Raw genomic sequence first — 16,229 nt, 5'->3', positions numbered from 1 at the left:
CGGACCATGCAAACTCGTGACGACATTTTCAACACCCTGCGCGATGCCCTGGTCGAGCTGTTCGAACTGGACCCGGCCCGCGTGAGCCTGGAATCCAACCTGTATCAGGATCTGGAAATCGACAGCATTGACGCCGTCGACCTGATCGATCACATCAAGCGCCAGACCGGCAAGAAAATCGCCGCCGAGGAATTCAAGTCGGTGCGCACCGTCAGCGACGTGGTCGAGGCGGTCTACCGTCTGGTTCAACCGGCCGCATGAGCCGACTGATCGGCCTCGGCCTGCTGCTGGCAGGCCTGCTGTATCCCTTTGCGGTGTATTTCGGCATGGAGCATTTCGCACCATGGCAGTTCGGCCTGCTGCTGGGCGGCCTGTGGCTGGCCCGCGCGCTGACCGGCGAACGCAAGCCCGGCAGCCTGTGGATGGCCTGCGTGGCGATCGTGTTCTGCCTGCTGCTGGCGGTGTTCGACAGCCCTTTGCTGTTGCGCTGGTACCCGGTACTGATCAGCGGCTTCATGCTGGTGCTGTTCAGCCTGAGCCTGAAATACGGCCCGCCGATGGTCGAGCGTCTGGCGCGGCTGCGTGAACCGCAACTGCCGCCCAAGGCGATTCGTTACACCCGCCAGGTCACCGTGGCCTGGAGCGTGTTTTTCTTTTGCAACGGTTTGTGCGCCGCCCTGCTGACACTGTGGGCGCCGCTGAACTGGTGGATGTTGTACACCGGCCTGATCTCCTACGGATTGATCGGCCTGATGTTTGCCATTGAATGGCTGATACGACAACGGGTAAGAGGTCGCCCATGAACTGGATAAAACTTGAGCAGCTATTGCTCAAGGCCCTGCCGGCGCGTGCCGTAACAAGCGCACCGGCACTCGATCACGCACAACTGCGCGAACAGGCCCTGGGCCTGGCCGCCGGTCTGCAAGCCAAGGGCGTACAGCGTCTGGCCGTGCATCTTGAAGATGCCGCCGATCTGGCTATCGCCCTGCTCGGTGCCTGGCGCGCCGGGGTCAGCGTATTGCTGCCTTCGGATCTGCAAGCGCAAACCCGCCAGCGCTGGTCGAACGACGTCGATCTGTGGCTGACCGACCATGCCGGTGACGCTCGCCTGAGCGATCTGCAGCAACCGGCATTGCCCGCTGCCGAATTGGACCTCGACCAATGCCGCCTGAGCCTGTGCACTTCCGGCTCCAGCGGCGAGCCAAAGCGCATCGACAAATCCCTGCAGCAACTGGCCAACGAAGTCGAAGCCCTTGAGCAACTCTGGGGCGCCGATCTCGGTGAGGCCTGCATTCTTGGCAGCGTCGCCACCCAGCACATTTACGGTTTGCTGTTCCGCGTGCTGTGGCCGCTGTGCGCCGGGCGTCCGTTCCTGCGCAAGCAACTGGCCTTCCCGGAAGACCTGCAACGCGCCAGCCGCGAGCACCCGGCCTTCGCCTGGGTCGCCAGCCCGGCGCTGCTCAAACGTATGGGCGACAACCTCGACTGGCCGGCCCTGAGCGCCGTGCGCCGGGTGTTTTCTTCCGGTGGCGCACTGCCGGCAGACGCCGCGCAAAGTTTGCATCAGCGCCTGGGACAATGGCCGACAGAAATCCTCGGCAGCTCGGAAACCGGCGGCATCGCCTGGCGTCAGGGCGAATCGTTGTGGCAGCCGTTTGCCGGTGTCGAGTTGAGCCAGGACAGCGACGGCGCCCTGCTGATCGCTTCGCCTTATCTGCCCGCCGGGCATGTCGAACACACCGCCGATGCGGCACGCATTCAGGCCGATGGCCGCTTTGAATTGCTCGGACGACTCGACCGGATCGTCAAACTCGAAGAAAAACGTATTTCTCTGCCGATGCTAGAACAGGCGCTGGTGGCTCACGACTGGGTCGCCGAAGCGCGTCTGGGCGTGGTGCAGGAAAACCGCGCATCCCTCGGCGCTCTGCTGGTGCTCAGCGAATCGGGCCTGTTTGCCCTGCGCGAACACGGTCGGCGCAGCCTGACCGAAACCCTGCGCCGTCATCTCGGCGACCACTGCGAAGCCCTGGCCATGCCCCGCCGCTGGCGCCTGCTGCGACAGTTGCCGCTGAACTCGCAGGGCAAGTTGCCTCAGGCCGACGTCGAAGCCTTGCTGCTGGCACCACGGCCGAAAGCGCCGGAGATTCTGGAGCAGGCCGAAACCGAGGGCGAATGGAACCTGCAATTGAGCGTTCCGCCGGATCTGGCCTATTTCAGCGGCCACTTTCCCAAGGCCCCGGTGCTGCCCGGCGTGGTACAGGTCGAATGGGCACTGAACCTGGGTCGGCAACTGCTGAACCTGCCCGGCGCGTTCGCCGGCATGGAAGTGCTGAAGTTCCAGCAACTGGTGCGCCCCGGCGATGAAGTCCAGTTGCACCTGCGCTTCGATCCGGAGCGCGGCAAGTTGTATTTCGCCTACCGCAACGAAACCGCCACCTGTTCCAGCGGGCGGATTCTGTTGGGGGCTGGCGATGCATAACCCTTGCGCCGTGATCCCGGTCTACAACCACGAAACCGCCATCGGCACGGTGGTCGACGCCCTGCTCGCCGAGGATCTGCCGTGCATCCTGGTGGACGATGCCAGCAGCAAATCCTGCGCGGCGGTGCTGGACGCACTGGCCGAGCGCGAGCGGGTTCATCTGGTGCGCCTAACCGCCAACCAGGGCAAGGGCGGCGCGGTGATGACCGGTCTGCGTGAAGCGGCGCGGCTGGGTTTCAGCCATGCCTTGCAGGTCGACGCCGACGGTCAGCATGACTTGCAGGATGTCGCGCGGTTCATCGAAGAATCCCGAGCTCACCCCAAGTCGCTGATCTGCGGTTATCCGCTGTACGACGCCAGCGTGCCGAAAGGTCGTTTGTATGCGCGTTATCTGACCCACGTGATGGTGTGGATCAACACCTTGTCGCTGCAGATTCGCGATTCGATGTGCGGCTTCCGGGTGTATCCGCTGGAACCGACGCTGGGCGTGATCGATTCGGCGCGGATCGGCAAGCGCATGGATTTCGACTCGGACATTCTGGTGCGCCTGGCCTGGCGCAATCAGCCGATGCGCTGGTTGCAGACCAGCGTGCATTACCCGCTGGACGGCGTGTCGCACTTTCGCCTGTTCCACGACAACGTGCTGATCTCGAGCATGCACACGCGCCTGTTCTTTGGCATGTTGCTGCGCATGCCCGTGATCCTCTGGCGACGGTGGCGCGCATGACCGTCGAGACCGACAAGAAGCACTGGGCCGACCGCGAAGAGCGCGGCAGTTTCCTGCTGATGAAATTCACCGCGTTCGCCGCCAAGGTTCTCGGCCGACGCCTGCTGAGCCCGTTGCTGTACGGCATCGTCCTGTACTTTTTCCTGTTCGGTCGCACCGCCCGGCGCAGTGCCTGGCAGTATCAGCAGCGCCTCGCCGACTGGAGCGGTCGCCACGAATTGCGCCCGACCCGGTGGCGGGTGTTCCGCCAGTTCATGGCATTCGCCGATTCGCTGCTCGACAAGCTCGACGTGTGGAACGGCAAGCTGAAGATCGAGCAGATCGAAATCATCGACCCGGCGCTGTTGCGCAATCAGTTGCGCGGCTGTCGCGGGCAACTGCTGGTCGGCGCACATCTGGGCAACCTCGAGGTGTGCCGGGCGCTGGCGGAGCTGGGCGAAAAGGTCACCATGAACGTGCTGGTGCACACCAAGCACGCCGAGCAATTCAATCGCCTGCTGGGCGAGGCCGGCGCGACCAACCTGCGGCTGATCCAGGTCAGCGAACTGGACCCGGTGATCATGCTGCAACTGCACGAACGCCTGGAGCGCGGCGAGTGGCTGGCGATTGCCGGCGACCGCGTGCCGCTGCATGGCGGGCGCAGCGTGACCGTGGACTTTCTCGGCCACCCGGCGCCGTTCCCGCAAGGGCCGTGGCTGCTGGCTGGCCTGCTGAAATGCCCGGTCAACCTGCTGATGTGCTTGAAACAGCCCGACGGCCACTATCGACTGACCCTCGAACCCTTCGCCGACGCCGTGGTGTGGTCACGCCGCGAGCGCGAACAGGTCATTCATCAGTGGGCGACCCGCTATGCGCAACGCCTGAGTCACTATTGCCTCGAAGCACCGTGCCAATGGTTCAACTTTTACCCATTCTGGAAAACCGATGACAACGCCAACTCCTGAGCCGGTCACCTTCGGCGAACGCCCTTTGCGCATCGAAGACGTGTTGGCCCTGGCCAACCGTCAGGCGCCCGTGCAGTTGCAGAGCGACGCGCCTTATCGCGAACGCATCGCCAAGGGCGCGCGGTTTCTCGATTCGCTGCTGGACAAGGAAGGCGTGATCTACGGCGTGACCACCGGTTACGGCGATTCCTGCGTGGTCGCGGTGCCGCTGCATCACGTCGAGGCGCTGCCGCGTCATCTCTACACGTTCCACGGTTGCGGACTGGGCAAACTGCTCGACGCCCAGGCCACCCGCGCGGTGCTGGCGGCGCGTTTGCAGTCGCTGTGCCACGGCGTGTCCGGGGTGCGCATCGAGTTGCTGGAACGCCTGCACGCGTTTCTTGAACACGACATTCTGCCGCTGATCCCCGAAGAGGGTTCGGTGGGCGCCAGCGGCGATCTGACGCCGTTGTCCTACGTCGCCGCGACGCTGTCCGGCGAGCGTGAAGTGATGTTCCGTGGCGAGCGTCGCCAGGCTGCCGACGTGCACCGCGAACTGGGCTGGATGCCTTTGGTGCTGCGCCCGAAAGAAGCGCTGGCACTGATGAACGGCACCGCCGTAATGACCGGCCTCACCTGCCTGGCCTATGCCCGCGCCGATTACCTGCTGCAACTGGCCACTCGCATCACCGCGCTGAACGTGGTGGCGCTGCAAGGTAATCCGGAGCACTTCGACGAGCGCCTGTTCGCCGCCAAGCCGCATCCGGGGCAAATGCAGGTCGCCGCGTGGCTGCGCAAGGATCTGGCGATCGACGCGCCGACCGCGCCGCTGCACCGTTTGCAGGATCGCTACTCGCTGCGCTGCGCACCGCACGTGCTCGGCGTGCTGGCCGACAGCCTGAACTGGCTGCGCTCGTTCATCGAAACCGAACTTAACAGCGCCAACGACAACCCGATCATCGACGCCGAAGCCGAGCGCGTGCTGCACGGCGGACACTTCTACGGCGGGCATATCGCGTTCGCCATGGACAGCCTGAAAAACCTCGTGGCCAACGTCGCCGACCTGCTCGACCGACAACTCGCGCTGCTGGTGGACGAACGTTACAACCACGGCTTACCGAGCAACCTGTCCGGCGCCAGCGTCGACCGCGCAATGCTCAACCACGGCTTCAAGGCCGTGCAGATCGGCGCCAGCGCCTGGACTGCCGAAGCGTTGAAAAACACCATGCCGGCCAGCGTGTTCTCGCGTTCCACCGAGTGCCACAACCAGGACAAGGTGAGCATGGGCACCATCGCCGCCCGCGACGCCATTCGTGTGCTGGAGCTGACCGAACAGGTCGCCGCCGCCACGTTGCTCGCGGCCAATCAAGGCGTGTGGCTGCGTAGCCGCGATGAAGATGCACGACCACTGCCGCCATCGCTGGCCGCCATGCATGAACAACTGGCCCAGGACTTCCCGCCGGTGATCGAAGACCGCGCCCTGGAAAGCGAATTGCGCCTGTGCCTGCAACGCATCGCCGAGCAACACTGGAGGCTGCATGCGTAGTGCCGGAGTGCTTCACGCCGATACAGAAATCCTCGTGCCGTTCTTTGACGTCGACACCATGCACGTCGTCTGGCACGGCCATTACGTGAAATACCTGGAAGTGGCGCGCTGCGCACTGCTCGACAAGATCGGCCACAACTACAACCAGATGGTCGACTCGGGCTATGCCTGGCCGGTGATCGACCTGCAACTGCGCTATGTGCGCGGCGCGGTGTTCGGTCAACGGTTGAACGTGCGCGCCAGTCTGGTGGAGTGGGAAAACCGCCTGAAGATTAACTACCTCATCACCGACGCCCAGACCGGCGAGCGCCTGACCCGCGCCAGCTCGGTGCAGGTCGCCGTCGAAGTGAGCAGCCGCGAGATGCAACTGGCTTCGCCAAAAGTCTTCACCGATGCCGTGGAAAGGATGCTGCGATGAATGTGTGGTTGAAATCCCTTGGGGCCCTGGCGCTGCTGACGCTGTCGTCGCTGGCCAACGCCTTCGATCTGCAACAGTTGAGCGAGCAACTGGCGAAGCCGGACGTGATCCACGGTCGGTTCATCCAGGAAAAACACCTGCGCGCCCTGCCCCAGCCGCTGATCAGCAACGGCAGTTTTGTCCTCGCCAAAAACCACGGCCTGCTGTGGCTGCTGAAAACCCCGCTGCAACAGGATTACCGGATCAGCGCCAAGGGCATCGCCCGGCGTGATGCAACCGGCTGGCAACTGCTGCCGAACAAGAGCGCCGGGGCCGAGCAGAACCGCTTGTTCCTGGCGGTGCTGCAAGGCGACAGCAGCGGTCTGCAACGGGATTTCGAACTGGCCCTGAGCGGCGATGCGCAGCAATGGCAACTGACCCTGACCCCGCGCTCGGTGCTGCTCAAGCAGGTCTTCAACCAGATCAACATCAGCGGCGGCACGTTGGTGAACACCATCGAACTGCTGGAAACCCAGGGCGACAGCACCGTGCTGCGCATGCAGGACAGCACCGCCGGCCAACCTCTGAGCGACGCGGAGCAACATGACTTTGCCGAGTGAACGCAGGCTGCCCTGGCTGTTCCTGATCCTGCTGCTGGCCGTTGTCGCACTGGGCGGATGGCAGTGGCGCAACGGTGCGCCGCTGTCGGCCAACCTGATGGAACTGGTGCCCGGCACCCACCCGGACGCCCTCGAACTGCGCGCCGAACAACGCATGCAGGAACCGCTCAACCGCGACATGCTGGTGCTGGTCGGCCACGCCGATCGCCAGCAAGCCGTCGCCATGGCCCAGACCCTGGGCGAGCAATGGCAGGCCAGCGGGCTATTCGAAAAGGTCCAGTGGAACCTGCAAGCCGATCTGCCGGCCCTGCGCACGCAACTGCTGCAAGGGCGGCTGGCGATGCTCTCGGCGGATGACCGGCAACTGCTGATCGAACATCCCGACGCCTTTATCCAGCAACGGGTACAGGCGCTGTTCGACCCGTTCACCGGGTTCAGTCTGGTGCCGAGCCAGGACGACTGGCTGGGCCTGACCGGACGCATCCAGAACAGCCAGCCGCAACATGGCGCGGTGCAACTGGACATCGGCAGCGGCGCGTTGATCGCCGACGCCGACGGCAAAAGCTGGGTGCTGCTGCGCGCACGCACCACCGGCAGCGCCTTCGACATGAATCAACCGCTGCAAGTCGCCGCCCTGTTGCAACACAGCCGTGAGGAAGCGGCGAGTGCCGACGTGCAACTGCTGGCCGCCAGCGGTCTGCTGTACGCCGCCAACGGTCAGCAGCAGGCGACCCGGGAAATGACCTGGGTCGGCGGCGGCGCCACCATCGGCATCCTGTTGCTGTTGCTGCTCGCCTTCCGCCGCTGGCGGGTGCTGCTGGCATTCATTCCGGTGCTGGTGGGCATGCTGTTCGGTGCAGTGGCTTGTGTGGCGCTGTTCGGGCACATGCACGTGATGACGCTTGTGCTTGGTTCCAGCCTGATCGGCGTGGCAGTGGATTACCCGCTGCACTATCTGTCCAAGAGCTGGAGCCTCAAGCCCTGGCACAGCTGGCCGGCGTTGCGCCTGACCCTGTCCGGGCTGACGTTGAGCCTGATCACCAGCGCCATCGGTTACCTGGCACTGGCCTGGACGCCCTTCCCGGCCCTGACCCAAATCGCCGTGTTCTCCGCCGCCGGTTTGCTCGGCGCCTACCTGTCGGCGGTGTGCCTGTTGCCGGCGCTGCTGAAAAACGTCGAACTGCGCCCGGCGCAATGGCCGCTGCAACTGGCCGAGCGTCTGGTGCGACTGCGGGAAAACCTGCTCGACCACGTCAGGACGCCGGTATTGCTGGCCCTGCTGATCGCCTTCTGCGTCGGCGGCCTGCTGCAACTGGAGAGCAAGAATGACATTCGCCAGTGGGTCGGCGCGCCGCAACGCCTGACCGATGAAGCGCAGACCATCGCGCGGATTACCGGCTATCAGCCGACCAGCCAATTCTTCCTGGTGCGCGCCGCCGATCAGCAGCAATTGCTGGAGCGGCAAGCGGCCCTGAGCGAGCGGCTGGATCAACTGGTCAACCTCGACAAGTTGCAGGGTTATCTGGCACTTAATCAATTGGTCAGCCCGCCGGCTCAGCAGCAACAGGTGCGGGAAGCGCTGAGCAAGTTGCCGCAGTTCTGGCAGCCGTTGCTGGAAGTCGGCGTGCCGCTGGCGGCGCTGCAAACCGAACTGCAACAGTTGCAGGCCCTGCCCGCCGAGGACATCGATGCAGCACTGGCCGGCCCGCTCGGCGAGCCCTACCGCACGCTGTGGCTCGGCCCGACCGAGGATGGCGTGGCGGCGATGGTCAGCCTGCAAGGCCTGAACAATCCGTCGCTGCTGCGGGTGCAGGCGCTGGATCTGCCGGGGGTGATGCTGGTGGATCGGCTCGGCGAACTGAACAAGGTGTTCGCCCAGACCCAGATCAGCGCCGCGGAACTGAAACTCGCGTCCTGCGTGTTGATCGTGCTGGTGCTGATGCTGCCGTTCGGTCTCGGTGGCGCCCTGCGAATCGTTGCTCTACCGCTGCTCGCTGCGTTGTGCAGCCTGGCCAGCCTGGGCTGGCTCGGTCAGCCGCTGACCCTGTTCAGCCTGTTCGGCCTGTTGCTGGTGACGGCGATCAGCGTCGACTACGCGATCCTCATGCGCGAACAGGTCGGCGGCGCGGCCGTCAGCCTGCTCGGCACCTTGCTCGCAGCCGCCACCACCTGGCTGTCGTTCGGCCTGCTGGCGGTGTCGAGCACCCCGGCGGTGAGTAACTTCGGCCTGTCGGTGAGCCTCGGCCTGGCGTTCAGCTTCATGCTCGCGCCGTGGGCCGGGCGTCAGACCCATGCGGTTGCCGTCACGGAGCCTGCAGCATGATGGTGGTGATTTTCTGGCTGATGGCCCTGGCGCTGTTCTTCGTCGCCACCCGGGTCGGCCGGCATTTCGGGCTGATCCCGATCGTCAGTCAATTGCTGCTGGCCAGCTTCGGCCTGCCGCTGCTGATGTACTTCTGGATCGAACCGGGCTGGCAACTCAACGGCGCCGCACTGATCGCGCCGGGCTGGTTGAAAAATCTCTACAGCCTGAGCTTCGCCCTGTTGCTGGGGCACATCCTCAGCGACGTGATCGACCTGCGCCTGGACCGTCAGAGCGTGAAGATCGCCCTGCCGAGTTTCGCCGTACCGTTCGCCTGCGGCCTGGCGACGGCGTACTGGCTGCTGCCGACACAACCGTGGATCAACTCGCTGGCCATCGGTCTGGTGTTCGCCATCACCGCAATCCCGGTGTTGTACCTGTACCTGCGCCACATCGACTACCCGCCCGCCGCCACCCGGCGTCTGGTGCAGACCGCGATCCTGATCGACCTGACCTGCTGGACGCTGTTCGGCCTCGCCCAGGGCAGCCTGCACCTGAGCAGTCTGTTGCTGCCGCTGGGGCTGGCCTGCGTACCCGTGCTGCTTCGGGTGTTCGGCATCCGCCGGCCATTGACCTACAGCCTCGGCTTTTTTGCGCTGCTGGTGCTGGCCGAACACTACAAACTCAACGCGCTGATTTTTGGCATCGGCTATCTGCTGTGCATGGCCGCGCTCAAGGTGCCACTGGTGTTGCCGATCCCGGCGCACTGGATGAACCGCTTGCAGACGTGGGTCGCGATTCCGCTGATCCTGACTTTCGGCATCGTCCAGATCGACGTGCACAGCGCCCTTGCCAGCCTCGGTGCCGTGCAATGGGCGGCGCTGCTGCTGTTGCCGGTCGCCAGCAAAATCCTGGGTAACTGGCTCGGCCTCGGCTGGGCCGGCGCGTCGTTCGAAGGCGCCAGCCGCTGGCGCGAGAGCGTGCTGCTGAACATTCGCGGCTTGAGCGAAATCGTCTTTCTCAACCTGCTGTTGCAACAACAACTCATCAGCCCGGCGCTGTACTTTGCGCTGATGCTGATGGGTCTGATCGCGACGCTGTTGCCGGCCTTCATCGGCCTGCACCGGGCGTCACTGAACCCTATTGCCGTACCCAGGAGCTCACGTGCCAATCGTTGAAATGGAATCCCGTCAGGTCGTGATCATCGGCGCCGGCCCCTCCGGCGCCATCGCCGCCGCATTGCTCAAACGCAAGGGGCACGACGTGCTGGTGATCGAGCGTCAGCATTTCCCGAGGTTCTCCATCGGTGAAAGCCTGCTCTGCCATTGCCTGGATTTCGTCGAAGAGGCCGGCATGCTCGAGGCGGTGAATGCCGCCGGTTTCCAACGCAAGAACGGTGCGGCGTTCGCCTGGGGCGAGCGCTACAGCGCCTTCGATTTTGGCGACACCTTCACCGCCGGCAAGCCCACGACTCTGCAGGTGCAACGCGCCGACTTCGACAAGTTGCTGGCCGATCAGGCGGCATTGCAGGGCGCGGAAATCCGCTATGGCGACGCGATTGTCAGCGTCGATTTCGAACGTCCGCGACCGCAGTTGAATGTGCGCCGCGAAGACGCCAGCGAGTACCGCGTCGAAGCCGATTTTGTCCTCGATGCCAGCGGCTACGGCCGCGTGCTGTCACGCCTGCTCGACCTGGAAGCGCCGTCGAATTTCCCGGTTCGCCAGGCCGTGTTCACTCACGTCGAGGACCACATCGATCACCCCGGCTTCGACCGTGAAAAAATCCTCATCACCACCCATCCGCAGCACCGCGACATCTGGTTCTGGTCGATCCCGTTCAGCAACGGTCGCTGCTCGGTAGGCGTGGTGGCTGCCGCTGAACATTTCGCAGGGCGCGATACCGACCTCGACGCCTGCCTGCGCGGATTCATCGCCGAAACCCCGAGCCTGGCCAAAGTGCTGAACAACGCCGTGTGGGATACCCCAGCGCGCACGCTCGGCGGCTATGCGGCCAACGTCAAAACCCTGCACGGCCCGGGCTTTGCGCTGCTGGGCAACGCGGCGGAATTTCTCGACCCGGTGTTCTCCTCGGGCGTGACCATTGCCATGCGTTCGGCGAGCATGGCCGCCGCTGTGCTGCATCGACAGTTGCAGGGCGAAACGGTGGACTGGCAACGGGAATTCGCCGAGCCGCTGAAACGCGGGGTCGACACGTTCCGCTGCTACGTCGAAGGCTGGTACGCCGGCACCTTTCAGGACGTGATTTTCCACGAGCAAGGCTCCCCGGAAATCCGCCGCATGATCTGCTCGATCCTCGCCGGTTACGCCTGGGACGAACGCAACCCGTTCGTCAGTGAAGCGCGCCGTCGGCTGAAGATGATCTCCGAACTCTGTGCAAGGGACGACACTTGAATTACTTGAGCGACAACTACGTCGAGGAAACCCGCTTCGGCTTCTGGTTCCTGCGCAGCCACACCTGGCAGCACCATGTGCTGCGCGTGGCAATCAACGATCTGCGCGGGCTGTTCAGCGAATCATTGCCCGCCAACCCGGTGCTGCTGGATGCCGGCTGCGGTCAGGGCAAGTCGTTCGGCCATCTGCGCCAGACCTTCGCGCCACAGCGCCTGATCGGCGTCGATGCCGACCCGCACAGCCTTGAACTGAGCGCCGCCGAGGCCGCGCGTCTGGGCTTCGACGTCGAGCTGATCGGCAGCGACTGCGCGACCCTCAATGTGCCGGACGCCAGCGTCGACCTGCTGTTCTGTCACCAGACCTTCCATCATCTGGTGGAGCAGGAAAAAGCCCTCGCCGAGTTCTATCGGGTGCTCAAGCCGGGCGGTTACCTGCTGTTCGCCGAGTCCACCGAGGCTTACATTGATACGTGGGTGATTCGCTGGCTGTTCCGGCATCCGATGCATGTGCAAAAGAGCGCGGCGCAGTACCTGGAGATGATTCGCCAGCAGGGTTTCGAGTTTGCCGAACAGAACGTTTCGTACCCGTATCTGTGGTGGAGCCGGTCGAAGGATTTCGGTCTGCTCGAGCGTTTTGGTCTGCGCCAGCCCAAGCCCTTTGGCCAGCGGGAAGAAACCCTGGTCAACGTGGTGGCCCGCAAACCCTTGAACGAGGCTGTCTGATGTTGCGTGTTCTGCTGCTCGCCTGTGTCCTTCTGCTCGGTGCCTGCGCCAGTCAGGCGCCGCTGCCGGCCGGCAACCCGAGCCTGCCGCTGCCGATGCAACTGCATATCGAACGTCACCTGGCCGGGCAACAGCAAGACTGGTTGCTGGTAATTCAGCGCGAAGGGCCCGGCATCCGCTGGTCGATGATGGATCCGCTAGGCATTCCCCAGGCCCGTCAGCAGTTGATCGACGGGCACTGGCAGGCCGACGGCCTGCTGCCGCCCAACCCGGAAGCACGGGAGCTGTTCGCCGCGCTGCTGTTCGCCCTGACCCCGGCGGGCGAGCTGTCGCGCAACTACCCCGAGGCGCAGCAACAGGGCGGCCAACGTTCCCTGCCGGCGCGCTGGGACATCCGTTACACCCAACCCTTGAGCTTCGAATTGAACCTGCCACAAGGCCCGCACTATCGCGTAACGCCACTCGGTGAACCGACGTCATGACCGCCTACCTCAATGCCCTCGGCGTGATCTGCGCCCTGGGGCGCGACAAGCCAGCCGTGGCACGCAACCTGTTTGCCGGCGACTGCTCGGGCATGCGCCGCGAGTCCGGCTGGGTGCCGGAGCGCGAGCTGCCGGTGGCCGCCGTGCACGGCGATCTGGCGCCGATTCCCGATGCATTGGCCGACCAGCGCAGCCGCAACAACCAACTGCTGCTGGAAGCCGCGTTGCAGATTCGCGATGACATCGAGCAGGCGATCCAGACTTACGGCCGCGAGCGCATCGGCGTGGTGCTCGGCACCAGCACTTCGGGCATCGACGAGGCCAGCCGTGGCCTCGCGCACTACATCCGCGACCAACAGTTCCCGGCCGATTACGACTACCGGCAACAGGAACTCGGCGCCCCGGCGAATTTCCTCGCCGACTGGCTGCAACTGAGCGGCCCGACCTATGTGATTTCCACTGCCTGCACCTCCAGCGCACGCGCGCTGATGAGCGCCCGACGCCTGCTCGATCTGGGCCTGTGCGACGCGGTGCTGTGCGGCGGTGTCGACAGTCTGTGCAAACTGACCCTCAACGGTTTCAGTGCGCTGGAAGCGGTGTCGGACCAGCGCTGCAATCCGTTTTCCGCCAACCGCAACGGCATCAACATCGGCGAAGCGGCGGTGCTGTTCGTGATGAGCAAACAGCGCGGCGCTGGGCCGGGCATCGCTCTGCTCGGCGCCGGCGCCAGCTCCGACGCGCACCACATTTCCGCACCGGAACCGACCGGCCGTGGCGCGCTGCAATCGATGCAGAAAGCCCTCGACCAAGCCCATCTGCAAGCCGGCGACATCAGTTACCTGAACCTGCACGGCACCGCGACCCAGCACAACGACGCGATGGAAAGTCTGGCCGTCGCCACCCTGTTTCCCGAAGGCGTGCCGTGTTCCTCGACCAAACCGATGACCGGCCACACCCTCGGCGCCGCCGGCGCACTGGAAGCGGCGTTCTGCTGGTTGAGCCTGACTGCCGACAACCCCGACCACGCCTTGCCGCCGCACGTCTGGGATGGCCAGGCCGATCCCGACTTGCCAGCGCTGAAGTGGGTGACCGCAAGCGAACGCCTGGCGTCCATTGCACCCCGCTACCTGATGAGCAACTCGTTTGCCTTCGGTGGCAATAACGTCAGCCTGATTATCGGAGACGCCCCATGAGCCACTGGCCGCTCGCCGAACTGCTGCCCCACGCTGGCGACATGATCCTGATCGACCGGATCCTGAGCTTTGACGACGAACAGATCCACACCACCCTCACCGTCCGCACCGGCGGCCTGTTCAGCCTGCCCGACGGCAGCCTGCCGGCCTGGGTCGGCGTCGAGCTGATGGCGCAAAGCGTCGCCGCGTTCGCCGGCTGCCATGCGCGGCAGAAAGGCAACCCGGTGGAGCTGGGCTTTCTGCTCGGCACACGCAAGTTCGAATGCAATGTCGCAGCCTTTCCGGTCGGCAGCGAACTGACCATCCATGGCTTGCGCTCGCTGGAAGACGACAACGGCATGGGCGTATTCGAATGCCATATCAACGCGCCCGGCATCGAGGCCAGCGCCCGGCTGAACGTGTTCCGCCCGCCCCATGCGGCGGACTATCTAGAGCAATCCAAGGAGTCGAACGATGACTGAATCCATCCTGGTCACCGGCTCCAGCCGTGGCATCGGCCGCGCCATCGCCCTGCGTCTGGCTCAGGCCGGGCATGACATCGTCGTGCATTGCCGCAGTGGTCTGAGCGACGCGCAGGCGGTGCAGGCTGAAATCCAGGCCCTGGGCCGCCAAGCGCGCATCCTGCAATTCGACGTGGCTGATCGCGAAACCTGCAAAGCCATCCTCGAAGCCGACGTTGAAGCCCACGGCGCCTACTACGGCGTGGTGCTCAATGCCGGCCTGACCCGCGACGGCGCCTTTCCGGCCCTGAGCGACGATGACTGGGACGTGGTGCTGCGTACCAACCTCGACGGTTTCTACAACGTCCTGCACCCGGTGATGATGCCGATGATCCGCCGCCGCGCCGCTGGTCGCATCGTGTGCATTACCTCGGTGTCGGGGCTGATCGGCAACCGTGGTCAGGTCAATTACAGCGCCTCGAAGGCCGGCGTGATCGGCGCCGCGAAAGCCTTGGCGATCGAACTGGCCAAGCGCAAGATCACGGTCAACTGCGTTGCGCCGGGCCTGATCGATACGGCGATGCTCGATGAAAACGTGCCGGTGGAAGAACTGTTGAAAATGATCCCCGCACAGCGCATGGGCACGCCTGAAGAGGTGGCCGGTGCGGTGAATTTCCTGATGTCGGCGGAAGCGTCGTACATCACCCGCCAGGTGCTGGCGGTCAACGGAGGCTTGTGCTGATGAAGCGCGTCGTCGTCACCGGCATGGCCGGCATTACCTCGCTGGGCAGCGACTGGGACACCATCGCCGGCAATTTCGCCGCCAACCGCAGCGGCATTCGCCGGATGGACGAGTGGGATCGCTTCAGCGAACTCAATACCCGCCTGGCCGGGCCCATCGATGATTTCCAGGTGCCGGCGCACTGGACCCGCAAACAGCTGCGCAGCATGGGCCGTGTTTCACGGCTGGCCGTCGGCGCGGCGGAAAAAGCGCTGGCTGATGCCGGCCTGCTCGGCGACGAGTCGATCAAGGACGGGCGCATGGGCGTGGCCTGTGGTTCGTCCACCGGCAGCACCGACGAGATCAAGGCGTTCGGCAACATGCTGCTCAACTCGGTGGCCGAAGGCCTCAACGCCAACTCCTACGTGCGGATGATGCCGCACACCACGGCGGCGAACATCAGCATCTTCTTCGGCCTCACCGGCCGCTTGATCCCGACCTCCAGCGCCTGCACCAGCGGCAGCCAGGGCATCGGTTATGCCTACGAGGCGATCAAGTTCGGTCGTCTGCCACTGATGCTCGCCGGCGGCGCCGAAGAGCTGTGCCCGACCGAAGCCATGGTGTTCGACGCGCTGTACGCCACCAGCCTGAAAAACGATGCACCGCACACCTCGCCCCGCCCCTACGACAAGGGCCGCGACGGTCTGGTGATCGGTGAAGGCGGCGGCATGCTGGTGCTTGAAGAGCTGGAACACGCCCTGGCACGCGGTGCGCACATTCACGCCGAGATCGTCGGTTTCGGCAGCAACGCCGACGGCCAGCACACCACCCGCCCCGAACAGATCACCATGCGCCGGGCAATGGAACTGGCGCTGGAAGATGCAGGCCTTGCGCCGGACGCCATCGGCTACGTCAACGGCCACGGCACCGCCACCGAACAGGGCGATGTCGCTGAAACCCTGGCCACCAGTGCCCTGTTCGGCGAGCGCATGCCGATCAGTTCGCAAAAGAGCTTCCTGGGCCACACCCTCGGCGCCTGCGGGGCGCTGGAATCGTGGTTCAGCATCGAGATGCTCAACCGCGACCTGTACGTGCACACGCTCAACCTCGACGAGGTCGATCCGCACTGCGGCAAGCTCGACTACCTGCGCGGCGAGTTCCGGCAGATGAGCCACGAATACGTGATGAACAACAACTTCGCTTTCGGCGGGGTCAACACCTCGCTGATCTTCCGCCGCTGGCCCCAACCGAATTAATCCAGGTCA

Annotated in this window: 17 protein-coding genes; all 17 read left to right on the top strand. The window is 64.5% G+C overall.

From position 1 onward, the window contains the following. The first annotated feature begins 6 nt into the window (after window positions 1–6). From CAF76_RS18700 to CAF76_RS18620, 17 genes are read left to right on the top strand one after another with little or no spacing between them, the layout of a single operon-like run. The gene (locus CAF76_RS18700; RefSeq protein WP_007947135.1) at window positions 7–261 is read left to right on the top strand and encodes an acyl carrier protein; all 255 of its coding nucleotides are present in this window, start codon (window positions 7–9) and stop codon (window positions 259–261) included. Next, window positions 258–803 carry a hypothetical protein gene (locus CAF76_RS18695; protein WP_007952346.1) on the top strand — a complete coding sequence of 182 codons (546 nt, stop codon included), beginning with the start codon at window positions 258–260 and terminating at the stop codon, window positions 801–803. Before CAF76_RS18700 ends, CAF76_RS18695 begins: the two co-directional genes overlap by 4 nt. Continuing rightward, window positions 800–2,479, top strand: coding sequence for an acyl-CoA synthetase family protein (locus CAF76_RS18690; protein WP_085648035.1), 1,680 nt, complete (start codon window positions 800–802; stop codon window positions 2,477–2,479). The genes CAF76_RS18695 and CAF76_RS18690 overlap by 4 nt, the downstream gene beginning before the upstream one ends. Further along, complete coding sequence (locus tag CAF76_RS18685) at window positions 2,472–3,206, top strand: glycosyltransferase family 2 protein (RefSeq protein ID WP_085648034.1); 735 nt, start codon at window positions 2,472–2,474, stop codon at window positions 3,204–3,206. The genes CAF76_RS18690 and CAF76_RS18685 overlap by 8 nt, the downstream gene beginning before the upstream one ends. After that, window positions 3,203–4,150, top strand: coding sequence for a glycosyl transferase (locus CAF76_RS18680; RefSeq protein WP_085648033.1), 948 nt, complete (start codon window positions 3,203–3,205; stop codon window positions 4,148–4,150). Before CAF76_RS18685 ends, CAF76_RS18680 begins: the two co-directional genes overlap by 4 nt. Beyond that, the gene (hutH, locus tag CAF76_RS18675) at window positions 4,131–5,675 is read left to right on the top strand and encodes a histidine ammonia-lyase (protein ID WP_085648032.1); all 1,545 of its coding nucleotides are present in this window, start codon (window positions 4,131–4,133) and stop codon (window positions 5,673–5,675) included. The genes CAF76_RS18680 and hutH overlap by 20 nt, the downstream gene beginning before the upstream one ends. Continuing rightward, window positions 5,668–6,093 (top strand): thioesterase family protein, encoded by a 426-nt coding sequence (locus CAF76_RS18670; RefSeq protein WP_085648031.1) that lies wholly within the window; start codon window positions 5,668–5,670, stop codon window positions 6,091–6,093. Before hutH ends, CAF76_RS18670 begins: the two co-directional genes overlap by 8 nt. Beyond that, complete coding sequence (locus CAF76_RS18665) at window positions 6,090–6,692, top strand: outer membrane lipoprotein carrier protein LolA (RefSeq protein WP_085648030.1); 603 nt, start codon at window positions 6,090–6,092, stop codon at window positions 6,690–6,692. Before CAF76_RS18670 ends, CAF76_RS18665 begins: the two co-directional genes overlap by 4 nt. Next, complete coding sequence (locus CAF76_RS18660) at window positions 6,676–9,015, top strand: MMPL family transporter (protein ID WP_085648029.1); 2,340 nt, start codon at window positions 6,676–6,678, stop codon at window positions 9,013–9,015. The genes CAF76_RS18665 and CAF76_RS18660 overlap by 17 nt, the downstream gene beginning before the upstream one ends. Beyond that, a complete protein-coding gene (locus CAF76_RS18655; RefSeq protein WP_085648028.1) occupies window positions 9,012–10,172 on the top strand; it encodes a sodium:proton antiporter in 1,161 nt (386 codons plus the stop codon). Before CAF76_RS18660 ends, CAF76_RS18655 begins: the two co-directional genes overlap by 4 nt. Continuing rightward, window positions 10,159–11,406 carry an NAD(P)/FAD-dependent oxidoreductase gene (locus tag CAF76_RS18650; RefSeq protein WP_085648027.1) on the top strand — a complete coding sequence of 416 codons (1,248 nt, stop codon included), beginning with the start codon at window positions 10,159–10,161 and terminating at the stop codon, window positions 11,404–11,406. The genes CAF76_RS18655 and CAF76_RS18650 overlap by 14 nt, the downstream gene beginning before the upstream one ends. Further along, on the top strand, window positions 11,403–12,128 hold the full coding sequence (locus CAF76_RS18645) for a class I SAM-dependent methyltransferase (protein ID WP_007952357.1): 726 nt from the start codon (window positions 11,403–11,405) through the stop codon (window positions 12,126–12,128). The genes CAF76_RS18650 and CAF76_RS18645 overlap by 4 nt, the downstream gene beginning before the upstream one ends. Further along, window positions 12,128–12,610: a hypothetical protein gene (locus tag CAF76_RS18640; protein ID WP_085648026.1), complete on the top strand. Its 483-nt coding sequence runs from the start codon at window positions 12,128–12,130 to the stop codon at window positions 12,608–12,610. Before CAF76_RS18645 ends, CAF76_RS18640 begins: the two co-directional genes overlap by 1 nt. Then, window positions 12,607–13,803, top strand: a complete 1,197-nt coding sequence (locus CAF76_RS18635; RefSeq protein ID WP_085648025.1) for a beta-ketoacyl-[acyl-carrier-protein] synthase family protein — start codon at window positions 12,607–12,609, stop codon at window positions 13,801–13,803. The genes CAF76_RS18640 and CAF76_RS18635 overlap by 4 nt, the downstream gene beginning before the upstream one ends. Continuing rightward, the gene (locus CAF76_RS18630) at window positions 13,800–14,264 is read left to right on the top strand and encodes a hotdog family protein (RefSeq protein WP_085648024.1); all 465 of its coding nucleotides are present in this window, start codon (window positions 13,800–13,802) and stop codon (window positions 14,262–14,264) included. Before CAF76_RS18635 ends, CAF76_RS18630 begins: the two co-directional genes overlap by 4 nt. Next, a complete protein-coding gene (gene fabG, locus CAF76_RS18625) occupies window positions 14,257–14,985 on the top strand; it encodes a 3-oxoacyl-ACP reductase FabG (RefSeq protein ID WP_085648023.1) in 729 nt (242 codons plus the stop codon). Before CAF76_RS18630 ends, fabG begins: the two co-directional genes overlap by 8 nt. Continuing rightward, window positions 14,985–16,220, top strand: a complete 1,236-nt coding sequence (locus CAF76_RS18620) for a beta-ketoacyl-ACP synthase (RefSeq protein ID WP_085648022.1) — start codon at window positions 14,985–14,987, stop codon at window positions 16,218–16,220. The genes fabG and CAF76_RS18620 overlap by 1 nt, the downstream gene beginning before the upstream one ends. The last annotated feature ends 9 nt before the right edge of the window (window positions 16,221–16,229 follow it).

This window comes from Pseudomonas sp. B40(2017) (genome assembly GCF_002112855.1).
Classification (GTDB): domain Bacteria; phylum Pseudomonadota; class Gammaproteobacteria; order Pseudomonadales; family Pseudomonadaceae; genus Aquipseudomonas; species Aquipseudomonas pharyngis.
Note: the sequence above shows the minus strand (reverse complement) of the source record. Positions and strands in the feature narration are given on the sequence as shown.